Genomic DNA, 26,150 nt, shown 5'->3' on the forward strand with positions numbered 1-26,150 from the left:
TGGAAGTACTCTCCTTCTGCTAAGGTACCTTTTTGGGTTCCAAATGAGATATCCTTTTCCATCCTTCATTTATTGTTATAAAGACGGGGGAATAATGATCGCCCCATCGTTTCAGAGCATCGCGAACGCTCCAGTCAACGAGTTCCGAGTACTTTTTGACTTGCCGCGTATGGTTGGTTCGATGCCTGCGATGCTTGTATAACAATTCGTCTATCCAATGAAAATCATAGTGCTCAATTAGCCGGTAGAGGATCCTCATATCCTCGCGATACCGTCCCTTGTATGGATCGTCCGTCGGCCAACCGTTAATTTTACGAAGGGCCGATGTTCTGTAGAAGCGAGGCATTAAAGTTCTGTTTGTCAACAAGAATTCATATTTTTCATCGTAGGATCGACCGTTGCGAATTTCCGACCGTTCTATTTCACCTTTTTTGGTTTCATAAAAAATGAAAGCATTGCCCGAGATCGCGCCTACTTTCTCGGACACGGTTTGGGCCTCTTTTACCATCGTCTCCAACGTGTAAGGATAAAACAAATCATCGGCGTCAAGTTGGATGACAAAAGGCGTTCTAACATGCTGGAGACCTGTATTCAAGCTCTTGGACTGGCCTTTATTCGAGATATGGCGAAACAGCTTTACGCGTTTGTCGTCCATATATGTTTTGATCCCCGGCCAATACAGGTCCGTCGAACAATCGTCAATAAGAATCAATTCCCAATCGGTGTAGGTCTGCATAAAAACGGATTCGACAGCTTCTTTCAAATACCGGCCGGCATTATAAAAGGGTATCAAGACGGTTACTTGGCTCTCCAATGAAATTACCTCCCTCAGTTGGGCCGAAATTTCCGCATTAAATTCTTTCCGTATCTGTATTCATTTCAGCTCTATACCAGGCGACTGTTCTTCTCAAACCTTGTACGAGTTCAATCTCAGGGGAATATTTTAAAATCTTGCGCGATTTCGTCAAATCAGGAATTCGATTTGGGGTATCCTCGAAGTTTTTTCCATAAACGTTTGAATGGGGAATGTATATTATAGCGGAGTTTGAGGCGGTAATTTTTTTGATTTTTTCCGCAAGCGCATTGATGGAAACGACTTCGTCCATTCCGATATTGAAGACTTGACCGTTATGTTTAGCGTCTTGGCATAATAGGGTTCCGCGAACGGTATCTTCAATAAACGTAAAGGAGCGCGTTTGTTTGCCGTCCCCATGTATGGTAATGGGGGATCCCTTCAAGGCGGCCGTAATAAAGATTGGAATGACCCCGCCGTACTGGGTCGCCGTCGCTCTCGGACCATAAGTGTTGAAATATCGAACTACCGTGACGGGAAGCCCTTTGTCCGCATAAGCAAAGCACAGATGCTCCTCAATCGCCTTAGCGGTAGCATAGCTCCATCGATGGACGTCAGGCGGTCCCAGCAGCCTGTCGGAGTTCTCATGAAAAGGCAGATTATCGTTTTTGCCGTAAACCTCGGAAGTCGAAGCGAAAACCACTTTGCACTTCCGCTTATACGCGAGCTCGAACACGTTCATCGATCCTCCGATATTATCCTCTATGACTCTCAGCGGGTTTTCCACAATTGTTTTGATGCCGAGTACGGCCGCAAGGTGATAGACGACATCGCATTGGTTGATGATGCGGCTCAGCAATTCACGATCGAGCACGGAGCCTTGAACGAAGGTATGGTTCGGGTGATGGATCACTTCACCAAGATTGGTTATTTTTCCTGTAAGAAGATTATCCAGTGTGATAACCGTATGATTCATGTCAATCAGCTTTTTAACCAGATGGGATCCTATGAACCCGGCCCCGCCTGTAACGAGAATCTTCACGAACGCTCACCTCCTGTAAATTTGTTTTAAACGGCAAGGGCTAGCTAAATAAATCATGTTGTTTAACGACGCCGGGATAGTCATATTTTTTCACCAAAATTGAGCCGTCAACGGTCTTCATAACGAATTGGGCTTCAAAAGCGGCGATAACTTCTCCTACCAGATATTTTGAAGTATCTATAAACGCGTCGAAGGGGACGGCTTCCCATATAATCAGTTTCTTCTGATCGGCGGAATGCAAGAAAGCGCCGGGAAAGGGACGGGACACCCCACGCACCAAATTGTAAATTTCCTTTGTTGAAGATAGCAGCGATATTTTCCCGTCTTCAGGCGTTCGTTTTGGGTACCAGGTCGATAAGTTGGATCTTTGGGGTTCCAGGAAAATAGAATGTTTACGGTAGTCCTTGATCAATTCGGCAACCTGCTCCAGTCCGACGAGCACGGTCTTGTAATGCAACGATTCCATCGTATCGAATTCATTAATTTCAAATACTTTGATGGAATGTATGCCCCCTCTGTCCGCTTCCTCATTGTACATAAACAGGTTATTGAGAAACCGGGTATGGCCCTTGATGATGGACCAATTCAGGGGCGAGCGGCCTCTCCCGTAAGGAAGATGGCCGGGGCTGCCGTGAAATCCGAATACCCCGGTTTGAAACCGGCTTAGCACAGCTTGCGGGATAAGCCTCTGCCAGCCGACGGAAATTCCGAGGTCAAATTCGTTTGATGAAAAAAACGCCATGCATTCCGGGCTGCGTAACGAGTAATCGTCGACGATCATGGTTGGAATGCCCAGGCTCTGGGCGCACTCGACAACGTTGCCGAATCCGGATATGGCATGTTCGTATTTGGCGCTGTCTACTGTGACGATGAGGTCTATGGGAATGAGTTGGCGATGAATGTGCTCAATGTATCGCATCGTTGTCGATTTGTTGCCAAATATGACAACTTTATAGTTCATGTTCTCACTCCCCGCTGATTTGTATGTCTTGTTCGAAGTGGTTGCATTCCGATTTTAACGTGTTGTTAAATTCCATTCTCTTCTCATGCTGGAGCATTCGGAAGTTAGTATTCGAAGTGTAGCCGGCCGTCGTCCATTCATCAGGATGGATGAGAAGCTGGATTTTGGATTGTTTTTTTAAGATTTTCTTGTCAGGATAACCGTACTTCCATTGATGCCGGGAATCTGCGATATACTTTATGGTTAATTCAGACCAATCCTTTTCTTGAAATTTGAAATACAAATCGTCATAGGTATTTATCAGTCCATCGATTTTTAATCCAAGCGTTAAAATTTCTTTGGAAGGACGATGGTAGGAAAAACGGTCAATCGGTATGCCCAGCATTTTTTCCATGATCTCTACATCTTGAATAATATAATCTTGAAGCTGATCTCTGCTTTCCAGCATTCCCAAATGCACATGGAGGCCGATGTAATGGCCGATCTCGTGTATGTTCCGGACGGTCTGAATATTTCCCGCCGAGAACAAATTGTACGCATCATTCCGAATTTGAAACAAATAACTAGAGCGTATGCCAAGCATACTCTCTAGAATCGCCATTTTGTGAGCTCTTTCTATGGAAAATTCCACATCGTGGCGCAAGACGATAAAGTTCTTGGTGTCCCGGTTTACTTTGCTGAAATCCATATAATGACGGGAAGCTGCAAGATTTCGAAGCAATTCGGAATACTCCATATAAGAAAAAGGGTTCACTTATTCACCTCACATGTAGAGACAAGGAATCGAAAACGTTCCATGCCAGTTTATGCTGTATATGATTTTCAGACACCACGTTTACCTATAGGGTTGTATCCATACCAAACAAATGGTGACGGCATAAGATACCATTACGACTTGAATTGGAATTGATGCTTGAAGGAGAGAGAGTATATTGGCGACATATCTAATTACCGGAGGGGCCGGGTTTATCGGGTCCCATCTGGCGAGCAGGCTTGTAAGGGATGGACATCGGGTCAAGGTGTTGGACAATTTACAAACCGGAAAAATCGAGAATTTGAAGGGAATACTTTCAGACATCCAATTCGTGGAGGGGAGCATAACGGACCCCGACGCGTTGAAGCTCGCTATGGACGGCGTGGAGATCGTCTTTCACCAAGGAGCGATTCCTTCCGTCCCCAAATCGATACGAAATCCGATTAAAAGCAATTACGATAATGTGAATGGGACGCTTCAGGTGCTGCACACTGCGGTTGCCCAAGGAGTCAGAAGAGTCGTTTATGCCGCTTCTTCCTCGGTTTACGGAGATTCGGAGGTACTGCCCAAATCGGAAATGATGGTAGCCAATCCAATATCCCCTTATGCCATAACTAAATATACAGGGGAGCTGTACTGCAAAGTGTTCAACCGGATTTATGGCTTGGAAACCTTGTCTCTGCGCTACTTCAATGTATTTGGTCCGAGGCAGGACCCCAATGCCGAATATGCGGCCGTCATACCCAAATTCATTGCCTCGATCATGATGAACATTCCTCCGACTATTCATGGCGATGGCTTGAAATCCCGCGATTTTACGTATGTCGATAATGTCGTAACGGCTAATCTGCTTGCTGCGAGCGCTCCGAGAGTTCAAGGAGAATCGATCAATATCGGCTGCGGGAAACGGATAACGCTGAACGAAGTCGCAGAGAAAATCGGGATGATGTTAAACAATCCTTTGCTTCCGGTTTATGATGAAGAACCGAAAGGGGATGTGAAGCACTCGCTTGCCGACATTCGTTATGCCGAAGAACTGATTGATTATAAACCGCATATCGATTTTCAGGAAGGATTGAAGAAGACCGTGGAGTGGTTTTCGAGTGCAAATAATGAGGGATAGAGGATGATCGAATCCATGAGCAAAGAAAAACTGAAAATACTCTATTTCGGCGTCGATCAAACCAACTGGGTCAAAGAGAATTGGGAATATTTCAACGCTGAGTTAAACAAAATGCCGAATTTACAGGTCGCTTACTTTCGCGAAGGAGGAGCCATTCACGATATTATACGTCAAATCGGCTTTACTCCCGATTTTATTTTTTTCGGCGACTTCAAAAAGACGAGAACGATTTCCGTTACCGGATTGGATCAAGTTTCGATTCCCAAAGGCGTGTTAGCGATAGATCTTCAAAGCAGTCCGGATATCTTCAGGAAATTCGTGAAAAAAAATAAAATTAATCTGATTTTCAGCGTCTATCGGGATGCGTTCTTCCGTTTCTTCCCGGAGTTTGCGAAGAAGTTCGTCTGGCTGCCGCATCATGTGTACACGCCCGTCTTCAAGGATTACAAGCTTCCCAAAGAAATCGATTACTTATTGATGGGTGCGGTAGGCAAGGATTTATACCCGGTCCGAACCAAAATATTGCATAGGATGAAAGGAACCCGAGGGTTTGTATATCATAAACACCCGGGGTACAAGTATTTTAGCGAACAAGAAAGGAAAAAGGCATTGATCGGCAAAAATTTCGCCCGTGAAATAAACCACTCCAAACTATTTTTTACCGATGACAGCAAGTATCGTTATCCTATTTCCAAATATTATGAAGTGGCCGCATGCAACACCTTGGTTGTCGGTACCGGTTCGCGCGAATTGAATGATCTGGGGTTTATTCATCGAAAGACATTCGTGGAAATCGACAAACATAATTTCAAAGATAGGGCTAAATATTACTTGAAGCGGGAGAAACGAAGGGAAGAAATTGCGCGTCGCGGCTATGAAATGGTTAGGACCCATCATGCGACGTCGATTCGCGCCCGCCAATTCGTCGATTGCATCAGAAGGTACTTGGGATGGAAAAGAAAGCTTGATCCAAATTCTAACAGACCGATATGGATGAGACTTCATGATGAAATGCCGTCATGAAAATCGTTAGAACGATCCAAACAGAGGAAGAGGCGAAGGCATGAAAGACAGGAAATTGAAAATTTTATATTTTACCGGGGATCAGACCCATTATGTGAAAGAGAATTGGGAGTATTTCAAGTCCGAACTAAGTAAGCTGCCGAACGTGCGGGTCGCGTATGTATCCAAGAGCGGGCCAATCGATGAAATAATGAAAGAAATAGGATTTACTCCCGATTTTATCTTCTTTGACGACATGAAACAGACAAAATCGCTTGTAATCACCGGTTTGGATAATATCGGTATTCCCAAGGGGGTATTGGCTGTCGACCTCCACGGTAATCCCGGCTTCGGCCAATTTGTGACGAACAACAAAATCGATCTTATTTTCTCTATATATCGGGATGCTTTCTATCGCTTTTATCCGGAGTTTGTCAAGAAGCTTGTCTGGTTCCCCCATCATGTCTATACGCCGATATTCAAATATTACGGATTAGACCGAAGAATCGATTACTTATTAATGGGTGCGGTAAGCAAAGCTCACTATCCTTTAAGGGCAACTATTGCGCGTGAAATGGCTGGCGTAAAAGGATTTGTTCGTCACAATCACCCCGGCTATCAATATTTCAGCAGCAAAGACAGGAACACGGCATTGATTGGCAAAAGATACGCGAAGGAAATCAACCGGGCAAAAGTTTTTTTTACCGACAGCTGCGTTCACGATTACCCGATAGCCAAATACTACGAAGTAACAGCATGCAAAACGCTGCTGCTCGCATCCGGTTCTCAGGAATTAAGGGATCTCGGGTTCATTCATAAGGAAACCTTTGTTCAGATCGACGTGAAAGATTATTACGAGAAGGCACGCTACTATTTAAAGCGAAAAGACAAGAGGAGAGAGATTGCCGATCGAGGCTACCGGATGACCAGGGCCCATCATACGACGGAAATAAGGGTACGGCAATTTGTCGCTTGCATCAGGAGATATTTGGGCTGGGACAGAAAGCTGGATCAACATTCTAAGGCTCCGATGTGGGTGAGATTATATGAAGAAACATCTCTTGGTTTATGATTACGAGTGGTGGGTTCTTGGTTATCGGGCCAGTATTATTCAAAAGCATCATCCGAATTTGCAAATTCTCTCGTTGGAAGATATGAAGCGGCTTGTTAAAAAGGAAGGGGCTTCTGCAATCAATCGCATGTACGGGGTCATCTCCGCGATGGGGCTGGAGATTGCTTCCAAACTTCTGAAGTGGGGCGTTAGGGTCGATTCCTCCCAGGTCGGCAGTTATAATTTTTTTTCACGCAATGTAGATTCGTATCGCGAATGGTGCGATCGGCCGGATATAGATAAATCCTTCGTGAAAAACGTCATCGGGCGAATCGAAAAGCTGGGAGCGTTCAATCCGAGACTGGTCAAGGTACTAAAGGAAATTGCACCCGATCAAGATGTTCGATATATACGGCCTTTCGTAGAAACAAGTCTTTTCAAGCCTGACAAGAAACAAAGGATGGAACGAGAAAAAACTTTCACGATCGGATGGGCCGGCAATAAAGGAAGAAAGTCGAAAAATTACAAAACGCTCTACCTTCCGATTGTCAAAGCGTATAAAAAACATCCCTATGTCAAATTCGCGGAATCTACAGTCGGGCAGCGCACGGTAAACGATATGCCCGCTTTCTATAACAAGCTGGATTTGTTATTGGTCACTTCCGCCAACGAAGGGGCGCCCAATCCTGCTTTGGAGGCTTACTCTTGCGGAATTCCCGTTCTTTCCACCAACGTCGGATATATCAAGACCGTAGCCCATGAAAAGGCTAGGTCGCTCATCCTCGACACGGATCAACCCAAGCATTTCATTGAGAAAATCGATTATTTAGTAAAAAATCGAGATGCTTATCTAGAAATCAAAAAGGGTTGCAGAAGAAATATACGACATAATTGGACCGTAGAAAAGGCCATGGACGATTGGTTACGGATATTATTTAACATCAAGGGAGATAAGGAATGATGGCCAAGGTATTAAACAGCGGAGAGCTTATGGATCGCATTATTCGGGCACTCGATGAGAAGACCCCTTTATCCGTTGTTTCCGTCGGGTCAACGGAAAGCTATGTCATGGCCCAGTACACCGTGATGTCTGAAAAACGGTTTATGCGGCATAGAGAAGCGATCACGACAAATAGCGGGAGAGTTGACAGGGGCTTCACGTTTCCGAATGTGAAGCTTCGCGACGAGATGGTAGTGGCAGTCAAGAAGGCGGATATTATCGGATATAATATATGTCTTCGCGATATTTATGCCGGAAAAATGGTAGCTAGAGTGTTTCGGGCTTATGGAATAAAGCCCAGCTTCGTATTCGATACCTTAATACGCAGAGTTATTCCCTTCAATCAAAAAGTGAAGTTTAAAAATATGCTTCGGAATCGCAGAATTGTCTTGATCGGAAGTAATGCGTCTAAAGTCAAGCAGGCACTGGAGCGCAGATGGGGGAAAAGGTTTCCGTTCAAAATAGTTGCCTGTATTCCTATGCGTTCTTATGACGAAATGGAGAAGGTCAAAAGTGAGCTTGATGGAACCGAATTCGATTTGGCCTTAATAACCGCCGGCGTTAATGCTGTCATTCTTGCTTCGTATATTGCCGACCGTCTAGGGAAAGTTGCCTTCGACCTCGGACAAGGCATGAATTCATTAATGACGAAGAAAGTGTTGGAGACGGGATTCGTTCGGAGAGTAGGCCTGCAGAAACTAATGAAAATGTAAGGCGTAGGAGGGCGGATAATGAGAGTGCTTCATCTGCCGGTTGGCAGGCAAATGATTGAAATGTGCGCTGCTCTTCGCCGTATCGGCGTAGATGCCGCTGCATGTCATTTTCGCGATCGAAATCAGAATTTCGACTTGTGTCTTCATTTAGAGAAACAATCCGGAAGTAATCGAATGAAGCTGCGTGAGAGGTTCCTGAAGGAAGCGGTCGAACAATACGACGTCTTCCATTTTCATTTCGGCGAAACGTTCTATAAAGACCGTTCCGATCTGGAATATCTGAAGAAGCACGGAAAAAAGCTGATTGTCCAGCACCGCGGATCCGATGTTCGGATGCTTTCCGTCGCAAACGCCGAAGGAAGCGCAGATGTGCGCGTGAAAGGCGGGAGAAGAAGAGAAGAACGGGAAATCGTTCGGAAATTAAAGGAGTTATCGCAATATATCGACCATGCCATTGTCGCGGATCATGAACTGCTTGCCTATATAAAAGGGCGCTATAAGCATATCCACCTACTGAGGCAGTTTATCACATTGGATAAATTTCCTTTCTCCCCTCCGTCCGCGACTAACCGAAAACCTCTAATCGTACATGCTCCGACCAACGACTATCTGAAGGGAACGGAATATGTTCTTCAAGGAATCGACCGGCTGCGCAGGAAAGGACTTGACTTTGATTTCAAAATAATAAATGATGTAAGCCACAAAGAGGCGATCAAGGAATACCGGAAAGCGGATATTATTATCGATCAACTATTGCAAGGTTCTTTCGGGGTTTTAAGCCTTGAAGGGATGGCTCTTGGAAAACCGGTCATTTGTTACGTCCGAGACGGCATGATCCGGCATTATCCTCCCGGAATTGCCATTGTCAATGCCAATAAGGATACGTTCTACGATGTGTTGAAGAAGTTGGTTAAAGACCCGGAATCTCGAAGAGAAATTGGCATTGCCGGAAGAACGTATATCGAAAAGCATTATGATTCCCGCCAACTTGCCTTGAAATTGGCATCCATATACAAGGAGCTATAACGAAAGGAAGAAGGGGCGGCAGCCTGAACCGTGAACCCTGTTTATTCAATAGATGACTTCTGAATTCCTCGGGAGTCATCTTTTTTAATGTTCACCGGCTCCGCGCTGAGTCGTACAACACAAATGACCCGCAAGAGGGTCACTTTTTTCAAAGTGTCCATCTTACGGGTCATAGTTAAGCCAGTAACTTCCGGCAAATGGCCGCTTATCAGCTTCCTCCTCCCAGTCGGATGATTTTGGCCTTCCCGCTCAATCCTTTTGTCAGGTTTCGAGTATCGAATACGAAAGTAGCGTGATTGATAATAGACTCGATCGGCAATTGGGAATGGCCCGTTGCAATAATGACGCAATCGGTATTTTGTAAATATTCTTCGGTCAGGTCGACGCTCCGGTATTTAAATCCATCCAAGGTAATTTGAGTTACATAGGGATCGTGATAGTTGAGACGAAATCCTTCCTGGCTCAGTAGCTTCATGAGCGCAAGAGAGGCAGATTCCCGCACGTCGTGAATATCGTTTTTGTAGGCTGCGCCTACGACCAATATTCTGGCGTCTTTCGAAAGGCTAGCAGGCAAATGCGCCTTAACTTGAGAGACGATATAGGCCGGCATACGGTTATTAACAGCCGCCGACGCTTCTATAAAGACGCTTCCCGATCCGATTTTTTTTGCTTTCCATTGCAGGTACAAGGGATCGACCGGTATGCAATGACCGCCGACGCCCGGACCCGGAAAAAATTTCGAGAAACCGTAAGGCTTCGTGCCGGCAGCTTCGATGACTTCCCATACATCGATCTTCAGTTGATCGCAAAGAATGGCGAATTCGTTAATAAACGAGATATTAACGAAACGATAGGAATTCTCCAGCAATTTCGCCAACTCGGCTACTTCCGATGAAGATACCGGAACGACATGATCAAAGATTGTCTTGTACAGCTCGTAAATCTTTTGTGCGCATGCCTCTGTTACGCCGCTTATAATTTTGGGGATTTCTTTGAATGAATACTGGCGGTTGCCGGGATCGATGCGTTCGGGGGAATAACCGAGATAATAATCTTTGCCTGCTTCCAATCCTTCCTGGTCGAACAGCGGTTTTAACACTTCCTTGGTGGTGCCCGGGTAGGTGGAGCTCTCCAGAATGATTAAGTGGCCGCTCCTGATGTGTTGTTTGATCATTGTCCCAGCGTTGACCAAATAGCTCAGATCGGGAGCGTGTTGTTCATCGAGAGGCGTTGGAACGCAGATGATGATCACGTCGGTCTCGGCAATTGCGCTATAATCATCCGTAGCGGTAAAACGGCCTGAATCTGCTTCGGATTTAATAGTATTGTCATTGATGTCCGTCAAATAGCTCTTTCCCGACATGATTAAACGGATCTTTTGGATGTCTACATCTATTCCGACTACCCGATAACCGTTTTGAGAGAATGTCAGAGCGAGAGGAAGCCCTACATAGCCAAGACCAATTACGGAGATTGATTGCTTCAATCACCATCCCACCTTCACTTATTGAATTATGATATGGTATGCGTTAACGAAAAGACTTGCTATGGGATGTCTATCACTATTTTGATCTAGTAAACGCAGCGAAGACCCTCATCCATTTCTTCCCTCTTGTCTGAGCTTGAGATAAAGCCCATTGAATGTCGGGCGCATTGGATTGGAGCGCCTCAGAGACATAGCGAACAACGTTAATTTGACCTTCAGGTACGAATGCCGTTGCAGTTAAACTACCTAAACATAGAATGTGTGTAGATGAAGATTCTGCTCAAGCGTTAAAGAATGCACAATCGCTGCCTATTGATTCTTTACAGGCATCTGAGAAAGGCCGCGGAGATCAAAATATATTCTAAGAGAGTGTCCATTCTATAGTGGAGGTCAGACTGTCGAGAGAGTCTCGGCAGTCTGATTTTTTTTATGCGATATAAAAAGTGGAGAGGCCCATGAATAATATTCATGGGCCTCTCCCGTGGCGTATGTCTCTTGTGTTTGTCGTCCTACCGGCCGACTTGACCGCGAATTTCCCCATCCGGATTTTGATTGGTGTGAACATTGACATAAGCGTTGCCACTTTCGAACTCGCGGACGAGGTCGCGGATCGTCCTTCCTTGAAGAGGGCCGATAAGATCTTGATTGGTCAGGACACCTCGCACGACTCCCCGCCTTACGGAAATGCCGAATTTTGACGGACCGAACAAGAAGGCGACGATAGGACCGTTTTGCCCTCTTCTTCCAAGATGAATATGACCTTGGGTCACGCGGTTAATATTTCGGACAATAAGAAGGAATCTTAGCTGGGTGCCGTTGTTAATAAGCCGGAAAGAGGCATTTCCTGTCGCTATCGTCCTTACAGGAGGCACCTCGTTACGGCCATTTAAGACTGCTCTGAATATTCGGATAGGTCTCCACTCCTTTTCATAGTTATGGTTTTAGCATATTCATAGATATCCGAAGAGGTATGTTTACCAGCCTACGCACGGCTCTGAACTGGCGAAAAACCAACCAACGTTAATTTCACCTTCAGGTACGAATGCCGTTGCAGTTAAACTACCTAAACATAGAATGTGTGTAGCAGTCTTCTTAAATCTTACTAGGCAGGTGAGGAACATGCCGAGACGAAGCATTGTGAGCCGTGGTCATAGAACAAAGGCCAGAGGATACCCATTCACCATCCGAAACGCGGAATTCCCCAAGGTGTCCGTCATCATCCCTGCTATGAACGAAAGGAAGACGATTGCGGCCGTTATCCGTCAAGCCTCTCAGGTGCATCCCGAGACGGAGGTCATCGTAGTTGCGAATGGGTCGACGGACGGTACGGCCGAGCTGGCGCAGAGAATCGGCGCCCGAGTGATCCGCTTTGCCCGTCCGCTCGGTCATGACGTGGGACGCAGCGTTGGAGCCCGAGAAGCCAAAGGAGACATCCTGCTCTTTACCGATGCTGACATTGTCATTCCTGCCCGGGACTTCATTCCCTTAACGAAAGCCGTCGAGGGAGGCGTGGATGTAGCCCTTAACAAGTATTTGGGACCAACAGGCAAGCAGCATGTACACAGCGTCGTTCTCGCCAAGCATTCATTGAACATATTCGTCGCACATCCCGGTTTGCAGGGCGCATCCTTAACGACTATTCCGCATGCGATGAGCCGCAAGGCGAGAGATTTGATCGGCTCCGACAATCTGGCTGTCCCCCCGAAAGCCCAAGCTATCGCCATCTTTAACGGATTGAACGTGCGCGGCATCCATTACGTCGATGTAGGGCGGAGAAATCCGAGAAGAGGCCGGACAAAGGGGAATGATCCGCTTGAAAAATTGATCGTTGGCGATCATTTGGAGGCCTTGGACTGGTTCATCTCGAAGGCCGGAGCGCGGGGGAACCGGTTGGATTTCACACGAAACCGAGAGATCGTGCGGTGATGACAGGATGATAAACAGGAAGCCGAGACGAAGGATGAATGGCGCCGCCGCCCCTTTGCGGAGGGGAAGGCAACTACAAAGGAAACGGCCTGTTGTTAATGCTCGAAACGGACGGAAGCCGGGGACCCGGAAGCTCAAGAGGCCCTCTACAGGAAACGCCAGTTATTGGAGGGAAAGAGCTTATACCGCGGGTTATCTTGCTGCAGCCTCGGAAGGATCGACATCAACGGAAGTCATGTCACAAGCAGCAGAAAGTGATCCGCATACAAAGGTCAATGAACAATGGCATCGCTGGTATCAAACCGTCAACCGTTTGGCGTGGCCTGTGTATCACGCTGCTGCAGCCAGATTTGTGGAAGGATTCCGCAAGGATGCGGGAGGATATTTCGGGAATTGGATCCTGCTGCCGACGACCAAGAAGGTTGCTGCGATCGTCACGGTCATGAATGAGAAAGATACGATTCTAAGCGTTCTCGAACAGCTTCACCGGCTTCCGCTTCATGAATTGATCGTTGTCGTGAACGGATCGACCGATGAAAGCTTCGAAATCATCCGCAATCAATCCCGGGCTACGATCGTTCATTACCGGGAAGCTTTGGGACACGATGTCGGGCGAGCGATAGGAGCGAAATTGGCCGAGTCCGAAATTCTGCTGTTCCTAGACGGTGATTTTCCGATACAAGCCGAACATCTCGTGCCTTTCGTCGATGCTATTGAGCAAGGGATGGATATCGCTTTAAACAACATCTCTCCCTATATCGGCCTATTCTCCGGCAGGGACGATGTGACCACGGTCAAGGAGTTCATCAACCGGGCGATGGCCAGGGAGGATCTCCAGGCAAATTCGCTGACCGCGGTCCCTCATGCGATGAGGAAGCAGGCAGCTCAACGAATCGGATATGCCAACCTCGCCATCCCCCCCAAGGCGCAAGTCATAGCATTGGACAGAGGGATGAGAATAAGCTCGCCGGCCAGCGTGGACGTGATTACGACGAATCGGCACCGGTCACGTAATGTTGGGCGTAACAATGCCGTTTCCGAGCTGATCATCGGAGACCACATCGAAGCTTTAAAGACGGTATTGGACTTGAAAGGATCGCGGTTATCGTTTCAGGATCGAATCAGACACCGTTAATTAACCTGGCTTTAGAAGGTGGACGATATGAACAAAACAAGTATCATTATCCCGACCTATAACGGAAAGGAACTGCTCAAGGACTGTTTGTATTCCATCAAACGGCATACGCAAATTCCGTATGAAATCATTGTCGTCGATAATGGTTCAACGGACGGTACGGCTGATGTTTGCCGGCAAGAGGGGATCACCTTCATTTCACTGGCAAGTAATATCGGGTTTCCGGCAGCTTGCAATATGGGGCTGAAGCTTGCTTCCGGCGATACGCTTCTATTGTTGAATAACGATGTCATTGTATCCCGCAACTGGCTGCAAAACATGCTGAATTGCCTTAACAGCCGGGCGGACATCGGAATCGTGGGGCCGCTAACGAACTATGCGAGCGGTAAGCAGCAGATCGATATGCCCTATACCAATTTGGAGGAGATGGCCAATCAGTTAAATGAGCCGGATTCCGGCAAGTGGATGCATGTGGATCGAATCGTCGGACTATGCTTTCTGTTCAAACGGGATTTAATGGATCAGATCGGACTGTTGGATGAACGGTTTTCTCCCGGTCATTTTGAAGACGACGATTACTGTTATCGGGCAAGGGGGGCGGGATATAAGCTCAGGATCGCAGGGGATGTTTTCATTTTCCATCATGGCAGTGCCAGCTTCGGCCGGCAGGAAGAGAGCAGGGTGAAGCAGCTCATTGAGAGCAATCGGCATAAATTTATCGCGAAGTGGGGCGTCGACCCCATCATCTACGTATAGGTAACGTTCAACAAGTGATTCTCCTTTAGTTGAATTTGGTGCAGAAAGGAAGGGTTATATGAAGGGTGTCATACTGGCAGGAGGTACGGGCAGCCGTCTTCATCCATTGACCAAAATAATAAACAAGCACCTGCTTCCTGTCGGAAATATTCCGATGATCTGCCATGGCGTGGAGAAATTCCGAAAAGCGGGCATTGAAGATATTCTTCTTGTCATTGGCAAGCATTCTGCAGGATTATTCACCGAATTGCTGGGCAGCGGGAAGGAATGGGGGGTTCGCCTTACCTATAAAATACAGGAAGAGGCTGGCGGAATTGCTCAAGCCTTATCGCTTGCCGAACCATTAATGAAGCCAGGCGAGAGGTTCGTTGTTCTTCTTGGCGATAATCTATTCGAGGATTCCTTGACGCCTTATGTCCAGGCTTTCGTTAAACAGACGGAGGGAGCCCGGGTGCTTCTGAAGAAAGTTCATGACCCGACAAGATACGGGGTTCCCATTCTGTTGGATGACAAAATAGATTCGATCGAGGAGAAGCCTGCTGTGCCGAAATCCGAGTATTGCGTTACAGGCATTTACATGTATGATTCCGGGGTATTCGACGTGGTTCGAAGCATTAAACCTTCAGGCCGCGGTGAACTGGAAATCACCGATGTCAACAATGTATATGCTTCCAAGGGGCAGCTGACTTACGACATTCTCGATGGCTGGTGGACGGATGCAGGGACCTTCCAATCCCTCTATCAAGCAAGCGGCCGGCAGCTAGAAGGAGAGTGCCGATGATGAGGCTGTTAATTACCGGGGGCATGGGCTTTATCGGCAGTAATTTCATCCTGCATATGCTGGAGAAGCACCCCTCATACCGGATTATAAACCTGGATTCGCTCACATACGCAGGTAACACAGAGAATCTGGAGCAGGTTAGGCATGCCGCGAATGTTCAGTTTATTCATGGCAGTATTACCGACCGGCCGACGGTGGACCATGTTATGCAGGAAGTCGAGGCCGTCATTCACTTTGCGGCGGAGTCTCATGTAGACCGAAGTATATCCAGCCCCTACCAGTTCGTGGATACGAATGTAGCGGGAACCCACTATTTGCTCGAAGCAGCACGGAGGCAGGGCATCACTAAATTCATTCATATTTCCACGGACGAAGTATATGGTTCTCTTGGACCCACAGGATACTTTACCGAACAGAGCCCGATTGCTCCGAATAGTCCTTATTCAGCCAGCAAAGCGGCCTCCGATTTGCTGGCCCGTTCCTATTATGAAACGTACCGGTTCCCTGTCGTAATCAGCCGCTGTTCGAATAACTACGGTCCAAGGCAGTTTCCAGAGAAGCTAATTCCTTTGATTATTACCCGAGCCTTGGAAGATCAGCCGATTCCGATCTACGGAGATGGACTTAATATAAGAGATTGGCTTTTTGTGGAAGACCACTGCAGGGCGATTGACCTCCTGCTTCATCAGGGCGTGCCTGGCGAAGTGTACAATATTGGAGGAAATAATGAACATTCCAATCTAGATATTGCCCGAGCTGTACTGCAGCAGTTGGGAAAACCGGAATCATTGCTGCAGTTCGTATCGGATCGTCCCGGCCATGACCGCAGATACGCGATCGATGCGGCGAAGATAAACAAGCAGCTGGGTTGGAGTCCGGTCAATCCGTTTCATCAAGGCTTACAGAAGACATTGGACTGGTATACCGGCAATATTTCGTGGTGGAAAAAGATCCTGGAGCGGGAACGAATGAATTCGGAGGCCTGACAATATGCGATCAATTGATCTGAATTCGCAAGAGCAGGGAGTAGGGGTAACCGAAGAAATAGCGATCCGTAATGGACGTGAAGCCGGTTTTCGGCAGGGACGAAACGACGGGTATCGGATGGGGTTCTGCGATGCCGTCCTGCGCGGACAGCCCGCAGCTTCAGAACCCGTGCGAGATGTAAAGATTCTCTATGTCACAGCTGGTATCGGCGTTCCGTATCCTGCGCTGGATCAAGCGGTAATCGACGCTCTGGAGGGATTGGTCCGAGGCTTCTCGGTCGCCACTCCCTCGGAGGACGTTGTCGCAATAGCCAAGAAGGTGCAGCCGGATCTTGTACTCGTTCTTAACGGCGTGGTATTGCCTGCCGATAAAGTCAAGCAGCTGCGGCAATGCGGATTTAAAACAGCCGTCTGGTTTACGGACGATCCTTATTATACCGACTGGACCATCACGATTGCGCCCCGTTACGATTACGTTTTTACACTGGAGCTCAACTGTCTTTCTTTCTATCGCAAATTAGGCTGCGAGCATGTTTATCATCTTCCGTTCGCAGTCAACCCCAAAGTATTTCATCCGAAGCATGTGCCTACCTCTTATCAGTCCGACATTTGCTTTATTGGCACAGCCTTTTGGAACCGGGTCGAGTTGATTGACCGCTTAGCCCCGATTCTGATGAATAGAAGAGTGGTCATCGCCGGTTGGTGGTGGGACCGGCTGAAAAACTATTCCCGATTGTCCGATAAAATCAAGCTCGGCGATTGGATGACCCCCGAGGATACAGCGAGCTATTATAACGGTGCGAAAATCGTCATCAATCTTCATCGTTCCATACATGACGACACCATCAATGCAAATGGCCGGAAAATCGAGGCGCTGTCCGTTAATCCGCGAACGTTTGAAATCTCCGGCTGCGCGACGCTGCAGCTGTCCGATATTCGACCGGATATCAACAACTTATACGCCCCTGATTCGGAAATTGGCACGTTCGTTACTCACGATGAGCTGATCGATAAGATCGATTATTATTTGCGGCATGATGAAGAAAGGCAGCGAATCGCTTTGAGCGGGATGATGAGAACAAGAAGGGACCATACCTATCACACAAGATTGAGCACGATGCTGAGCATTGTTTTCCCTTGACGGTCCTGGCCAAATTGGATGGCTGTACCTGTTTCCGAACCTAGTGTGAAGAATATATTGATTTTATGAGTTAGATGGGGTGGTTACCATTCGGCGGAGACGCGTTCATAAGCGAGTGTCCCTCAAAAGGAGGATATCGTCGCTCAAAAAGCCGCTTGGCCAGGATGCATGTATGCAGAAAGTGATGGCGCAAGCGGCAGTATCTTTTAATCAAGGTTACGATGCGGGTTATGACGACGCCTTGTTAAAGACGATGCAAACGGCGCAAACGGTACAGACGGTGCCTATTGAGGTCCCGAATAGAAGTTTCGATAAAGATTATAAGAATGGGGTTTATGACGGGGGAGAAGGCATCGTGGATTCGATACTTCCTGATCTGGATATTCTTCCCGATATTTCCGTGCGTCAAATTATTGAAGCGGGAATAGAGCATATGCGTTCCCGGAGCCATAGAGTTCTCGGCGCGCCGGAAGTGACCGGACAGATCATGAATGCTCTGAACACGAAATCACCATTGTCGGTTATTCGCCTGGGAGATGGTGAATTGTTGACATTAGCGCAGGATGTGGTCCTGAACAGGGAACAGGTGCGGAAGGAAGGCCATTTTCTAAAGTATGCCGGTGTCCAACTGCCCGATCTTGCTGCCAGAGATCAGTTGGTTCAAGCGATCGGGAGCGCGGATATTGTAGGCATACCCAAATTGAGATTGCCTAACTTTCAGCCCCTGGCTTTCTCTGTTTTCAAAGCTCACGGCATTGATTACCGGCAATTGCGGTTGACTCTGTCGACCATCAACTATTCCATCTATATGGATGGCTTATTAAGAGGGATCCTTGCCAATCGCCGCGTTCTGGTCGTGGGTAATTCAGCACCCCAACTTTCGCAAGTGCTATCACTTAGCGGCATACGCGTAACGGGGGCGGTTGCTCCAGTTGAAGGTATGCATGACATCACCAGGGTAATGGGGGAAATTGCGGCTCGCGATTTCGACATTGCTCTTGTCGGAGCGGGTATTCCTGCTGTTGTCATCGTGCAGCGAATTGCAACCGAGCTCGGCAAGGTGGCAGTCGATTTCGGGCATCTGGCCGATTCATTCGTGAATGGGGATTCTGTCTTATGAACAAGCTGGCGAAGGAAAGTGCCGGATTTAACGATGGATTCTCCAAAGGATACAACAAGGGGTACGAGGATGGTTTTAGTCGCGGACGAAATGCGGGGGCTGCCAATTTCACATTACCATTCGAAGGAACGAGTATTATAATCCCGACCTACAATCAACTCCATTATGTAAAGGAATGCATCGAAAGTATTGTTCAGCACACCCCTGAACCATACGAATTGATTGTGATCGATAACGCTTCCGATGATGGGACGGCAGCATACTTGAAGTCGGCTGGCGGCCTCCGGTATCGGATTAATAAAGAGAATCTGGGGTTTGCAGGTGCTGTGAACCAAGGTCTAATGCTGGCGAGGGGAACGACATTGCTGATCTTGAACAATGATTCAGTTGTAACCCCAAATTGGCTGTCCAATCTGCTCGTATGCCTTGGCAGCAATCCGCAATACGGAATAGTCGGCCCAGTAACGAATTATATCAGCGGGGATCAATTAATTGAAACCAGCTATACGAATATAGAAGACATGCAGCGGTTCTCAAGATCGTTCAACCAATCCGATGCAAGCCGCTGGAAAGTGACAAGCAGGTTGACCGGATTCTGCATGCTGCTGCGGCGGGAGGATTTCAGAAGACTCGGTTACTTTGACGAAGGCTTTGAGATCGGCAACTGCGAAGATGACGATTACGGGCTTCGAGCCCGGCTGCTGGGCCTGCAGCTCGTTATTGCGAAGGATACGTTCATTCATCACTACGGCAGTGTAAGCATGAAATCATTGAATGACAGGTTTGACCAGGTATATGAAAAGAATCTGGCTTTCTACGCCAATAAATGGGCGGATCCACATGGAATGCTGTCTCTGGCATGGCAGCGGACCCTGAATGGCGTTACGCTGCGAACGATTGATTCTTATCCGACATGCGTAATCGTTCAGGGTACCGGTTCAACAACCTATTGGGTGGAGAATGGCATACGTTCCCCGATCGCGGGCGCAGCCTCCGACGTTCAAGCCGTCCGCGTTTCCCGGATCGATCTGCGCAATTGGCAGCTTGGCGAAGCCATCCATGTGGAAGAAGTTATGCGCCGGATGAACAATCTGTATGGATCTCCCTCGGGAAGCTCCGATATCGAAGGCAGACTGATAAGGCTGCAAGACGGCACTGTCTATCAGCGCAAAGGGGGAAGGCTGCACCGGTTTATGAATCGGCAAGCAGCAGCGGCGTGGAAGCTTGACCATTATGAACCGCTGACACTCACGCAGCGTGACCTGCAGGGCTATGAGGAGGGGCCTCCAATAATCTCTCCTCCGGTCATGAAGGCAGATAATATATAAGCTTCCGAAGCGAGTTTTGTTGCGATGAATAACAAGAAGCGGAAGCTTCACAAAACGAGGCTTATGCTTCCGAAGCGAGTTTTGTTGCGATGAATAAAATCAAGAAGCGGAAGCTTCACAAAACTTTTAGGAGGGTGCAACGATGATCAAACGAAAAACGAAAGCAAAGGCGGTAAAAGGCAGAAAACCGTTACGAAAAACCGGAAGAAGAGTGCTGAAATCTACAGTAAGAAGAGGAAAGAGCCGGATGGGAAGACGTGTCCTCAAAAAGCCCGCCGCCCTTCCGGCCGGTAACTATAATCAATCTTATGATGCGGGGTTCGATGCCGCTTACAATGAAGGATTCAACGCGGGCTACGCAGAGGGAATGGAAACCGGTCATCAAGAAGCATATAAGGGAGATTGATACGTCATGGCGTTGAGAAAAAAACAAAGGTCCGGGAAGACCAGGAAGCGGCGTTCAGTTCGGCTGAGCGCTTTCCAGCAGGGGCATATTAACGGCTTTCGAAAGGGCAAAGAGGATGGATTCGCACAAGGTCGCGCGGACGCTGTGAAGAAATCCCAAAGCGCTGTGGCCGTCGCCATACCCGACCATCCCGCTGCGGATGTTCTTGTCATCACGGCCGGGTTTATTCCATCGCTTGAGATCGGCGTTCTTCAACCTTTAAGCGCCCTGAATAAGCTAGATAACTTACGTTACGATGTGAAGCAGGAAGATGAGGTCAGCCACGAAATGATAGAGGCGGCAGATGCGATCGTGTTTGTCCGCAATGTCGAACCTGAGGCGTATACATGGCTGGAATTGGCACTGCAGCTTAGGAAACGGACGATATATGTCATCGACGACAATTTCTTGGAGATTCAGCCGACGACAGCAGTCGGTCAGTACTATGCCGATCCAGTTCGCAGAGAGACCTTTATTAAATTCTTGAGAAACGCGCACATCGTTAAAGTGGATGCTCAGGAACTTGGCGCCTATATCGAAGAAAGGTTCAATAAGAATGTCGTTTATTTTCCGGCCAGCGTCGATTTTGATTGGCTTGATGAACAGAAACGGAATGAACGGGAGCACGAACAAATTGTGATCGGCTATGAAGGAGGCGCTAAAGAGGAGGACTTCGCTCCCGTCATTCCGGCTCTGCACAAGATCCTTGATTACTATGGCGGTTTTGTCCGAATGGAGTTTTTCGGCTATGTCCCGGTCAGCTTGGCCGACCATCCGAGTGTTCACTTTGAAGAAGGGGGCATGAACTACAAGGACTTCATTAAGAAATTAAACCGATGCAACTGGGATATCGGCATTGCCCCGCTTAACGATAATCCGTTCAATAGGAGCAAGACGAATAATAAGCTTCGTGAATACGGAGCTTGCCGAATTCCAGGCATCTACTCCAACTCTCCCGTGTATGCACCCTGGGTCACACAAGGAGAAACAGGTTATCTTGTTAAACACACCGAGCAAGATTGGTTTGAAGGTATTAAGGCAATGATCGAGAATCCTACGATGCGGCTTCGTATTCGAGAGAATGCCGAAGCATCGGCAAGACAGCATTTTTCGCTGCATACGTGCATCGATAACTGGAAGAAGTTTATTTTGAAAAAGTAGGCTGGAGGGAGAGAGCGGACAATGGGTAGAAGAGGAGATATCAATGTACTCATCATCGGCTCGGACAAAATCGCATCTTATAAAATCGGTTTAGAGCAACCGTTTCGGCATCTGGAGAAAATGGGGGTATGCCAGTTTGACGTCCGGTCCGATGAAGATGTGTCGATATCCAGGCTAGCTGCAGCAGATATCGTGATCTTTTTTCGCACCGTTCAACCAGAGGCGTATAAAAGTCTTGAGCTGGCCCGCGAGATGGGAAAAAAAACGGTGTACGTGATCGACGATCACTTTCTGGCCATGTCACCGGCAACCGATATGGGTAGATATTATCACGAATCGAATAAAAGGAAGACGTATGTCAAATTTCTGAAAAATGCTCATATCATCAAAGTGGCCTCCGGATTTTTCGCTAAACATCTCGAGACGCATTTTAATCCCAATCGAGTCGTTAATTTCCCGGGCAGTGTCGATTTTTCCTTGATTTCCGGATTGGTGAAGGACAATAAGAATGAGGATAAAATTGTAATCGGTTATGAAGGCGGCAAGAAGCATATTGCCTTTGAACCGGTTACGAATGCGCTGAGAGGAATTCTACGAACCTATGGGGATAAAATTAGAATCGAGTTTTACGGGTTCGTTCCTGAGGGACTCGAAGGCAAACCGCAAGTGTCCTATGTCCAGCATGATTCGGATTATAAGAACTTTCTGAAACGTCTCTACCGGTCAAAGTGGGATATCGGCCTTGCTCCATTAGAGCATTCGCTGCTGCATGATTGTAAAACCAACAATAAATTTCGCGAATACTCCGCTTGCCGGATCCCGGGTATCTATTCCTCCTATCCGGCCTATGAGGACTGGGTCAAGAACAAAGAAAACGGAATGCTTGTCTCGGAAACGAGAGACGATTGGTATGAGGCGATGGTTGAGCTCATTGAAAATCCGGAACTGAGGCAGACGATTACGAATAACGCAGAAAAATCAGCATGGGAACATTTCTCAGTGGAAGTATGTGCTGAACGATGGCGTACCCAAATTCTGATGTCATAATAAATATGGGACAAAGAAAGGTGATTTCACTTGGAGCATAAACTGATTCCTGTTCTACAGCCAAGCATCGGGCAAGAAGAAATCGATGCGGTAGCGGAAGTGCTGCGTTCCGGATGGCTTGGTCTGGGACCCAAGACCGAACAATTCGAACAACAATTTGCTGGCTTTGCCGGCAGCCGCTTCGCGGTTGCGCTCAATTCCGGGACGGCTGCGCTTCATCTGGCGCTGGATATTCTGGGAATCGGGCCTGGCGACGAGGTCATCGTGCCTTCCATGACCTTCATATCCACCGTCCACGCCGTTAGTTATGTAGGTGCCACACCGGTCTTTGCCGATATCGAACAGGTTACGATGAATCTATCGGTAGCCGATATCGAGCGCAAGATTACAGATCGAACGAAAGCCATCATCGTCGTCCATATGGGCGGTCACCCCTGCGATATGGATGCCATACATGAACTAGCGAATTCGCGGGGAATCAAAGTGGTGGAAGATGCCGCTCATGCCTGCGGTGCGGAGTATAAAGGCAGGCGTATCGGATCGATCAGCGATATGACCTGCTTCAGCTTTCATGCGGTCAAAAATCTGACCAGCGGCGAAGGAGGAGGAATTACCTGTAATGCGGAATGGATGAACCGGAGGCTTCGCGAGAAACGGTGGGTGGGCATTTCTCGCGATACGTGGATGCGGTCGTCCCACGAGAAAGTGTATGCTTGGCAGTATTTCGTCAACGATATCGGATACAAATACCACATGAACGACTTGCAAGCGGCGATCGGCCTCGTTCAGTTGAACAAATTGGACCGGATGAACGGAAGGCGCAGAGAAATCGCAGAACGTTATCAAGCCGAGCTGAACGATTTGGAATGGATTGAGCTGCCGCAGGAACAGCCATATGCCCGGAGTTCATGGCATTTGTTCCAAATCAAATTTAACGAAGATAGTTTGCGGGATCGTATGATTACGCACCTGCAGGAGCATAATATCGCCTCCGGAGTCCACTACTACCCTTGCCATCTCCATCCGTGTTACATTCATTTGAAAGCGCTCGTCCCCCTTTCCTCGGAAATATGGAAGAGAATTCTTACCCTGCCGATCCACCCCAATGTAACCGATGAAGATCTCGATCGGATCATAAGCCGCATTAGAGAGTTCAAGCCATGAGAAAGCTCATGATTCTGGGTGCAGGCATCTCGCAGCTTCCATTAATTCAAACTGCAAAGCAGATGGGGTTGAATGTCGTTGTTGTAAGCCGTCAGGGAAGCTACCCGGGATTTGCGCTCGCCGACAAGATCTATTATGAAGACACGACCCATGCGGATAAAATCGTCGAAATCGCCAGACTCGAAGGAATAAACGGTATTTGCACGACGGGTACGGATGTGGCTGTCAAGGCGATCGGTAAAGTGGCGGATGCGCTCGGGGTTAGCGGGGTCAGCTATGAGGCGGCAAAGCTCTCATCGAATAAATGGGAAATGAAGCAGGCTTTTCTGGAATATGGCGTTAGAACGGCGAAATTCGTCAAGGTGACAAGTAAAGAGGAGGCGTATCACGCTTTCGATGCGTTATCGCCCCCTCTTGTCTTTAAAGCCGTGGATAGCGGTGCAAGTAAGGGGATCGTGAAGGTATCGGAAACGGGGCAAGTCGATTACGCTTTTGAAGAAGTGATGAAAGTGACAAAGCTAGATTTTTTTGTGATCGAGGAATTTGTCGAGGGAATCGAGTTTGGAGCGCAAGCATTCGTATACAATAATTCGATTCAATTCGTTATGCCGCATGGCGATCTGATGTTCTATGGGGATACAGGAGTGCCGATCGGCCATTACGTACCGTACGAGCTGCCAGATATGGTGGAAGAGGATATTCGTTATCAGCTGGAGCAAAGCATTCGCGCGCTGCGCTTGAATAATTGCGCGATTAACGCGGATTTTATTCTTAAAGACAACAAGGTGTATGTTCTAGAAATAGGCGGCAGAGCGGGAGCGACTTGCTTGCCCGAGCTCGTATCGACCTTTTACGGATTCGATTACTATGAACAGATGGTCAGAGCCGCTCTTCATATGAGCCCTGATTTTCAGATCCATTCCTCCCAGCCTTGCGCATGTGAGCTTCTCATTACCGATACAGATGGAGAAATCACAGAACTTGAGGATGGGAATGAGCGCCATGCGGACATCATTCAAGTAACCTTTGACTACAAAGTTGGCGATAAGGTTCGTAAATTCCGGGTTGGTACGGACCGCGTCGGCCAGATCATCGTCAAAGGAAACGATTTGGAAGAAGCGTTGAAGCGATTAGAGGAGGTTAAAGGAAAAATAAAGATCGCCTCCATGTGAAGATCGCCATAAATTTGCGGTTGCATCTGCCGGAAAATTGCCAGCATAGCCTCCCCCTGAACGGTCAACGATAAGACCGGGCCTTTATTCGACTTTATGGCCAAACGAAACGGAGGATGGCAGATGCATCGCAAATGGGTAGTGCTTGCAGCAGGAGCTATGCTTGGTACCATGTTGACGGGCTGTATGGAGAAGACAGGTGATCTGGGTAATCGGAATATTCGTGAGAACAGTGTGCGTTACGATATGAATGGCAATCGGATCATGAACAAGCGATTCGCTAATGATCAGATGAATGAGATGAACCGTCTGGACGGCCGCAGGCTGAACAGCAACAACCTCGTCGGCTTACACCGCAACTACCGTCTGGAGATGAGCCAGGAGGTCGCTGAACGCCTCTCATCCATGAAGGGAGTCAGTAAGGCATATGTGATGCTTACCGACAACAATGCGTATGTAGCCGTGTCGCTTGACGACAAGAAGGTGGATAAGACAGGCGTATCTGCCAAGGGCATGGAGACGGAGGGCAGATCACTTTCCCGCACGAATGATAGCTACTTGCCAAAGGGAATGACGGGAATCAAGGGCAACGGCGCTCGTATGGAGTCATCGGATTACGATATGCTGGGCACAAGAAACGGCATGAATGCGACAAGGAGCTTCGATGATAAGAAGACGTATACGAACCGCTCCTTATACCGGACATACAAGCCGAATCAAGCAAACAAGGATTATCCTAGAGGCGCTGGCACTTTTATGAATCCGTCATCCGCACATCGCATGAAATCCATGGCAACGAATGAAACCGAAACAATCGGTACGCTGAAGGACCGGATCGCCAAAGAAGTGAAAATCTCGGCGCCCCAAATCAAGAATGTTTATGTATCGGCCAATCCCGACTTTGTCTCCAGAATGACTTCTTATATGGAGGATGTCCGTTTGGGTCAGCCGATTCAAGGCTTTATTGTGGAATTCAATGCCATGGTGGACCGCATCTTTCCTGCCGAATCAGGAACAACCTTGAAATAACAAAAGTG

General features: G+C 47.7%; 26 protein-coding genes. 20 read left to right on the forward strand and 6 right to left on the reverse strand.

Annotated features, from left to right (window positions below; translation table 11 throughout):
- Positions 1 to 19: 19 nt before the first annotated feature.
- Genes NNL21_RS13365 through NNL21_RS13380 form a run of 4 tightly spaced genes read right to left on the reverse strand, consistent with a single transcriptional unit; the run spans position 20 to position 3,517 of the window.
- Positions 20 to 814, reverse strand: coding sequence for a glycosyltransferase family 2 protein (locus tag NNL21_RS13365; protein WP_204819466.1), 795 nt, complete (start codon positions 812 to 814; stop codon positions 20 to 22).
- A gap of 37 nt (positions 815 to 851) precedes the next feature.
- Positions 852 to 1,835 carry an NAD-dependent epimerase/dehydratase family protein gene (locus NNL21_RS13370; RefSeq protein ID WP_204819467.1) on the reverse strand — a complete coding sequence of 328 codons (984 nt, stop codon included), beginning with the start codon at positions 1,833 to 1,835 and terminating at the stop codon, positions 852 to 854.
- A gap of 40 nt (positions 1,836 to 1,875) precedes the next feature.
- The gene (locus NNL21_RS13375; RefSeq protein WP_204819468.1) at positions 1,876 to 2,796 is read right to left on the reverse strand and encodes a methionyl-tRNA formyltransferase; all 921 of its coding nucleotides are present in this window, start codon (positions 2,794 to 2,796) and stop codon (positions 1,876 to 1,878) included.
- Positions 2,797 to 2,800: 4 nt separating this feature from the next.
- Entirely contained in the window at positions 2,801 to 3,517 is a 717-nt protein-coding gene (locus NNL21_RS13380) for a polysaccharide deacetylase family protein (RefSeq protein ID WP_204819469.1), read from the reverse strand.
- 211 nt (positions 3,518 to 3,728) lie between these two features.
- On the opposite strand from NNL21_RS13380, the gene NNL21_RS13385 reads away from it, so the two are divergent.
- The 6 genes from NNL21_RS13385 to NNL21_RS13410 all read left to right on the forward strand — a co-directional run bounded on the left by NNL21_RS13385 (position 3,729) and on the right by NNL21_RS13410 (position 9,465).
- Positions 3,729 to 4,673: an SDR family oxidoreductase gene (locus NNL21_RS13385; RefSeq protein WP_204819470.1), complete on the forward strand. Its 945-nt coding sequence runs from the start codon at positions 3,729 to 3,731 to the stop codon at positions 4,671 to 4,673.
- A 15-nt stretch (positions 4,674 to 4,688) separates the two neighbouring features.
- Complete coding sequence (locus NNL21_RS13390; protein WP_204819471.1) at positions 4,689 to 5,696, forward strand: glycosyltransferase; 1,008 nt, start codon at positions 4,689 to 4,691, stop codon at positions 5,694 to 5,696.
- A gap of 40 nt (positions 5,697 to 5,736) precedes the next feature.
- A complete protein-coding gene (locus tag NNL21_RS13395; protein WP_204819472.1) occupies positions 5,737 to 6,747 on the forward strand; it encodes a glycosyltransferase in 1,011 nt (336 codons plus the stop codon).
- A gap of 82 nt (positions 6,748 to 6,829) precedes the next feature.
- Positions 6,830 to 7,687, forward strand: a complete 858-nt coding sequence (locus tag NNL21_RS13400; RefSeq protein WP_256555237.1) for a glycosyltransferase family 4 protein — start codon at positions 6,830 to 6,832, stop codon at positions 7,685 to 7,687.
- Positions 7,684 to 8,439: a GT-D fold domain-containing glycosyltransferase gene (locus NNL21_RS13405; protein ID WP_204819474.1), complete on the forward strand. Its 756-nt coding sequence runs from the start codon at positions 7,684 to 7,686 to the stop codon at positions 8,437 to 8,439. The genes NNL21_RS13400 and NNL21_RS13405 overlap by 4 nt, the downstream gene beginning before the upstream one ends.
- Positions 8,440 to 8,457: 18 nt before the next feature.
- On the forward strand, positions 8,458 to 9,465 hold the full coding sequence (locus NNL21_RS13410; RefSeq protein ID WP_204819475.1) for a glycosyltransferase family 4 protein: 1,008 nt from the start codon (positions 8,458 to 8,460) through the stop codon (positions 9,463 to 9,465).
- Positions 9,466 to 9,673: 208 nt separating this feature from the next.
- Here NNL21_RS13410 and NNL21_RS13415 read toward each other — a convergent pair whose 3' ends face one another.
- Positions 9,674 to 10,951, reverse strand: coding sequence for a nucleotide sugar dehydrogenase (locus NNL21_RS13415; RefSeq protein WP_204819476.1), 1,278 nt, complete (start codon positions 10,949 to 10,951; stop codon positions 9,674 to 9,676).
- 509 nt (positions 10,952 to 11,460) lie between these two features.
- The gene (locus NNL21_RS13420; RefSeq protein WP_204819644.1) at positions 11,461 to 11,856 is read right to left on the reverse strand and encodes a CHRD domain-containing protein; all 396 of its coding nucleotides are present in this window, start codon (positions 11,854 to 11,856) and stop codon (positions 11,461 to 11,463) included.
- Between the two features lie 214 nt (positions 11,857 to 12,070).
- Here NNL21_RS13420 and NNL21_RS13425 point away from each other — a divergent pair, with 214 nt between their 5' ends.
- From NNL21_RS13425 to NNL21_RS13490, 14 genes are all read left to right on the forward strand, one after another.
- Positions 12,071 to 12,877, forward strand: coding sequence for a glycosyltransferase family 2 protein (locus tag NNL21_RS13425; protein ID WP_204819477.1), 807 nt, complete (start codon positions 12,071 to 12,073; stop codon positions 12,875 to 12,877).
- A gap of 235 nt (positions 12,878 to 13,112) precedes the next feature.
- Positions 13,113 to 14,012, forward strand: a complete 900-nt coding sequence (locus NNL21_RS13430) for a glycosyltransferase family 2 protein (protein ID WP_256555207.1) — start codon at positions 13,113 to 13,115, stop codon at positions 14,010 to 14,012.
- Between the two features lie 27 nt (positions 14,013 to 14,039).
- Complete coding sequence (locus tag NNL21_RS13435) at positions 14,040 to 14,768, forward strand: glycosyltransferase family 2 protein (protein WP_204819478.1); 729 nt, start codon at positions 14,040 to 14,042, stop codon at positions 14,766 to 14,768.
- A 58-nt stretch (positions 14,769 to 14,826) separates the two neighbouring features.
- On the forward strand, positions 14,827 to 15,549 hold the full coding sequence (locus tag NNL21_RS13440; RefSeq protein WP_204819479.1) for a sugar phosphate nucleotidyltransferase: 723 nt from the start codon (positions 14,827 to 14,829) through the stop codon (positions 15,547 to 15,549).
- Positions 15,549 to 16,535, forward strand: a complete 987-nt coding sequence (rfbB, locus tag NNL21_RS13445) for a dTDP-glucose 4,6-dehydratase (RefSeq protein ID WP_204819646.1) — start codon at positions 15,549 to 15,551, stop codon at positions 16,533 to 16,535. The genes NNL21_RS13440 and rfbB overlap by 1 nt, the downstream gene beginning before the upstream one ends.
- 4 nt (positions 16,536 to 16,539) lie before the next feature.
- Positions 16,540 to 17,676 carry a CgeB family protein gene (locus NNL21_RS13450; protein ID WP_204819480.1) on the forward strand — a complete coding sequence of 379 codons (1,137 nt, stop codon included), beginning with the start codon at positions 16,540 to 16,542 and terminating at the stop codon, positions 17,674 to 17,676.
- Between the two features lie 172 nt (positions 17,677 to 17,848).
- Positions 17,849 to 18,796 (forward strand): GT-D fold domain-containing protein, encoded by a 948-nt coding sequence (locus tag NNL21_RS13455; protein WP_256555208.1) that lies wholly within the window; start codon positions 17,849 to 17,851, stop codon positions 18,794 to 18,796.
- The gene (locus NNL21_RS13460) at positions 18,793 to 20,124 is read left to right on the forward strand and encodes a glycosyltransferase family 2 protein (protein WP_204819481.1); all 1,332 of its coding nucleotides are present in this window, start codon (positions 18,793 to 18,795) and stop codon (positions 20,122 to 20,124) included. Before NNL21_RS13455 ends, NNL21_RS13460 begins: the two co-directional genes overlap by 4 nt.
- A 142-nt stretch (positions 20,125 to 20,266) precedes the next feature.
- Positions 20,267 to 20,530 (forward strand): hypothetical protein, encoded by a 264-nt coding sequence (locus NNL21_RS13465; protein WP_204819482.1) that lies wholly within the window; start codon positions 20,267 to 20,269, stop codon positions 20,528 to 20,530.
- 6 nt (positions 20,531 to 20,536) lie between these two features.
- Positions 20,537 to 21,730, forward strand: a complete 1,194-nt coding sequence (locus tag NNL21_RS13470; protein WP_204819483.1) for a glycosyltransferase — start codon at positions 20,537 to 20,539, stop codon at positions 21,728 to 21,730.
- A 21-nt stretch (positions 21,731 to 21,751) separates the two neighbouring features.
- Positions 21,752 to 22,777, forward strand: a complete 1,026-nt coding sequence (locus tag NNL21_RS13475) for a glycosyltransferase family protein (protein WP_204819484.1) — start codon at positions 21,752 to 21,754, stop codon at positions 22,775 to 22,777.
- A 30-nt stretch (positions 22,778 to 22,807) separates the two neighbouring features.
- Positions 22,808 to 23,941, forward strand: a complete 1,134-nt coding sequence (locus NNL21_RS13480) for a DegT/DnrJ/EryC1/StrS family aminotransferase (protein WP_204819485.1) — start codon at positions 22,808 to 22,810, stop codon at positions 23,939 to 23,941.
- Positions 23,938 to 25,113 carry an ATP-grasp domain-containing protein gene (locus tag NNL21_RS13485; protein ID WP_204819486.1) on the forward strand — a complete coding sequence of 392 codons (1,176 nt, stop codon included), beginning with the start codon at positions 23,938 to 23,940 and terminating at the stop codon, positions 25,111 to 25,113. The genes NNL21_RS13480 and NNL21_RS13485 overlap by 4 nt, the downstream gene beginning before the upstream one ends.
- Positions 25,114 to 25,236: 123 nt before the next feature.
- Positions 25,237 to 26,142 (forward strand): YhcN/YlaJ family sporulation lipoprotein, encoded by a 906-nt coding sequence (locus tag NNL21_RS13490; RefSeq protein WP_204819487.1) that lies wholly within the window; start codon positions 25,237 to 25,239, stop codon positions 26,140 to 26,142.
- Positions 26,143 to 26,150 lie beyond the last annotated feature (8 nt).

It is taken from the genome of Paenibacillus mendelii, from assembly GCF_024498075.1.
GTDB lineage: Bacteria > Bacillota > Bacilli > Paenibacillales > Paenibacillaceae > Paenibacillus_Z > Paenibacillus_Z mendelii.

Bases quoted from the DNA above. Each gene is read 5' to 3' on its own strand.
- NNL21_RS13375 (WP_204819468.1), bottom strand. From the start codon at position 2,796: ATGAACTATAAAGTTGTCATATTTGGCAACAAATCGACAACGATGCGA.
- NNL21_RS13390 (WP_204819471.1), top strand. From the start codon at position 4,689: ATGAGCAAAGAAAAACTGAAAATACTCTATTTCGGCGTCGATCAAACC.
- NNL21_RS13395 (WP_204819472.1), top strand. From the start codon at position 5,737: ATGAAAGACAGGAAATTGAAAATTTTATATTTTACCGGGGATCAGACC.
- NNL21_RS13400 (WP_256555237.1), top strand. From the start codon at position 6,830: ATGAAGCGGCTTGTTAAAAAGGAAGGGGCTTCTGCAATCAATCGCATG.
- NNL21_RS13405 (WP_204819474.1), top strand. From the start codon at position 7,684: ATGATGGCCAAGGTATTAAACAGCGGAGAGCTTATGGATCGCATTATT.
- NNL21_RS13410 (WP_204819475.1), top strand. From the start codon at position 8,458: ATGAGAGTGCTTCATCTGCCGGTTGGCAGGCAAATGATTGAAATGTGC.
- NNL21_RS13425 (WP_204819477.1), top strand. From the start codon at position 12,071: ATGCCGAGACGAAGCATTGTGAGCCGTGGTCATAGAACAAAGGCCAGA.
- NNL21_RS13430 (WP_256555207.1), top strand. From the start codon at position 13,113: ATGTCACAAGCAGCAGAAAGTGATCCGCATACAAAGGTCAATGAACAA.
- NNL21_RS13435 (WP_204819478.1), top strand. From the start codon at position 14,040: ATGAACAAAACAAGTATCATTATCCCGACCTATAACGGAAAGGAACTG.
- NNL21_RS13440 (WP_204819479.1), top strand. From the start codon at position 14,827: ATGAAGGGTGTCATACTGGCAGGAGGTACGGGCAGCCGTCTTCATCCA.
- rfbB (WP_204819646.1), top strand. From the start codon at position 15,549: ATGAGGCTGTTAATTACCGGGGGCATGGGCTTTATCGGCAGTAATTTC.
- NNL21_RS13450 (WP_204819480.1), top strand. From the start codon at position 16,540: ATGCGATCAATTGATCTGAATTCGCAAGAGCAGGGAGTAGGGGTAACC.
- NNL21_RS13455 (WP_256555208.1), top strand. From the start codon at position 17,849: ATGCAGAAAGTGATGGCGCAAGCGGCAGTATCTTTTAATCAAGGTTAC.
- NNL21_RS13460 (WP_204819481.1), top strand. From the start codon at position 18,793: ATGAACAAGCTGGCGAAGGAAAGTGCCGGATTTAACGATGGATTCTCC.
- NNL21_RS13465 (WP_204819482.1), top strand. From the start codon at position 20,267: ATGATCAAACGAAAAACGAAAGCAAAGGCGGTAAAAGGCAGAAAACCG.
- NNL21_RS13470 (WP_204819483.1), top strand. From the start codon at position 20,537: ATGGCGTTGAGAAAAAAACAAAGGTCCGGGAAGACCAGGAAGCGGCGT.
- NNL21_RS13475 (WP_204819484.1), top strand. From the start codon at position 21,752: ATGGGTAGAAGAGGAGATATCAATGTACTCATCATCGGCTCGGACAAA.
- NNL21_RS13485 (WP_204819486.1), top strand. From the start codon at position 23,938: ATGAGAAAGCTCATGATTCTGGGTGCAGGCATCTCGCAGCTTCCATTA.
- NNL21_RS13490 (WP_204819487.1), top strand. From the start codon at position 25,237: ATGCATCGCAAATGGGTAGTGCTTGCAGCAGGAGCTATGCTTGGTACC.